The 1978-nt window shown below is 68.5% G+C and carries 2 protein-coding genes and 1 pseudogene; all 3 read left to right on the forward strand.

The features are described 5' to 3' along the window. Nucleotides 1-1239, forward strand: a 1239-nt coding sequence (locus AC0Z6F_RS22530; RefSeq protein ID WP_485619608.1) for a TIGR03752 family integrating conjugative element protein, incomplete at its 5' end; no start/stop codon positions are given. Further along, a complete protein-coding gene (locus AC0Z6F_RS22535) occupies nucleotides 1220-1669 on the forward strand; it encodes a TIGR03751 family conjugal transfer lipoprotein (RefSeq protein ID WP_180889228.1) in 450 nt (149 codons plus the stop codon). The genes AC0Z6F_RS22530 and AC0Z6F_RS22535, both read left to right, overlap by 20 nt. Then, nucleotides 1669-1978, forward strand: a pseudogene (locus tag AC0Z6F_RS22540) (conjugative transfer ATPase); the annotation flags it as partial. The gene AC0Z6F_RS22535 and the pseudogene AC0Z6F_RS22540, both read left to right, overlap by 1 nt.

Below are 1978 nucleotides of genomic sequence, written 5' to 3' on the forward strand. Positions count from 1 at the left end.
ACCACGGCGACGCTCGTCGCCCAAATGACGCAGTTGCGCACCGAGCTTACGACCGCGCTCTCGGACAACAAGTCGCAGCGTGAAGAGAACCAGCGGCTGCGCCAGCGCGAGAACTCCATCGACCAGCGCATCAACTCGGCGCTCGAATCCGAGCGGTCCAACCTGCGCCGCGACCAAGAGCAGGCGGCCAGCGCGCGCCAGCAGACCGAAGGGCTGCTCGCCGACCTGCAGCGGCGCCTGGACAGCATCGGCGGGCGCGGCGGCGGCCATGCGGACCTGCCCGTGGGCCTGGGGCTGCAGGGCGGCGACGAGGCCGGCATGGAGGGCGGCGTGCGGTGGGTCGAGCCGGACGACGCAAAGCCCGCCGAGGGGCGCAACGGGGGGCGTGGCGCGAGCGGCGGCATGAGCTTCCCCACGAGCTTCGGCCCGGCGCAGAGCACGCTCGAAACCACCGCTGAAACCGTGGCCAACGCGGGCGCCCGCGCTGCCGGGGTCAAGAATGCCAAGCCGGTCTATACCGTGCCGACCAACTCGACGCTAATGGGATCGGTGGCGATGACGGCCCTGATCGGCCGCGTGCCGATCGACGGCACGGTCAACGATCCCTATCCGTTCAAAGTGCTGGTCGGGCCGGACAACCTGACCGCCAATGGTATCGACATTCCCGACGTGGCCGGCGCCGTGTTCAGCGGCACCGCCTCGGGCGACTGGACGCTCTCGTGCGTGCGAGGTCAGGTGCGCAGCATCACGTTCGTCTTCAACGACGGCACGATTCGCACGATCCCCGAAGACCGCGAGGGCAACCAGCAGAACAACCAACAGCGCGACGGCTTGGGCTGGATCAGCGATCCCCACGGCATTCCTTGCGTCAGCGGCGAGCGGCGCAGCAACGCCCAGCAATACCTCGGCTCGCAGGCCCTGATCACCGCGGCCGGTGCCGGTGTGGCCTCGTTCATCGAGAGTGGCAGCGGCCGCATGTCCTATGTCGGCTCGGACGGCTCCATCGGCACCGTGGGCATCACCGGCCAAGAAGCGGTCGGCCAGATTCTCGCGGGCGGTGTCCGGGACATGTCGGCCTGGGTCAACAAGCTCTACGGCCAAGCCTTCGCCGCCGTCTATGTCCAACCCGGCGCCAAGGTTGCCGTCCACCTCGAAAAGCCGCTCGCCATCGACTTCGATCCCGAAGGCCGCAAGGTCGATCACCGCGCAGGAGAAAGCCATGCCCTTGAACTTGACTAACCTGGCCCGTGGCCTAGCACTGGCCCTCGCCGTCGCGGTGCTCGCCGGCTGCACCACCAGCAAGGAAAAGCTGTTGACCCACGGTGACCGCACGATGATGGACATCTGGCAGCAGGAGGCCGGCGACGGCGGTGGCGCAGCCGGACGGAACGCCGGCCGCCAGTTGCTCGATGCGCGCCAGAGCCTGCGTCGGCCCCTGACCGACGCCGACGTGCAGGCCGCACCTGTCGAGCAGATGCGCTACACGCGCACCGCGCGCAATGAGGTTCACCGCCAGTTCCAGCGTCTGCCCAATCCCGATCTCGTGATGTACGTGTACCCGCACCTGGCCGGCACCGACCCCGTTCCCGTGCCGGGCTACACGACGGTTTTCCCCTTGTACCAGCGCGTGCAGTACGCGATGCCTGGCGAGAGGACGGAGGACTACTGATGCGGTGGAAACTTCCATGGCCGAAGCTGGCTGCCGTCAGCGCCGAAGACACCGCCGCCGACGAGCAGCCGGACGGCTGGCAGCGCCACGTCGAGGCCTTGCAGCAAGCCGGCATCCCCGAACCCGGCGCCGCGGTCCAGGGCCGCAAGCCGGCGACCGTGGCCGACGAGCAGGCGCTGTACGACGTCGCACCGTCCTTCGTGGAACTGCTGCCCTGGGTGGAGTTCTTGCCCGAGTCGAAATCGATGCTCCTGGAGGACGGCCAATCGGTGGCCGCCTTCTACGAGCGGGTGCCGCTAGGCAACGGGG

Source organism: Stenotrophomonas sp. 1L-E-5-B-C3, from assembly GCF_057292075.1.

What these genes read in the sequence shown, in the direction of transcription:
- AC0Z6F_RS22535 (WP_180889228.1), top strand. Translation starts at nt 1,220, where the DNA reads ATGCCCTTGAACTTGACTAACCTGGCCCGTGGCCTAGCACTGGCCCTC.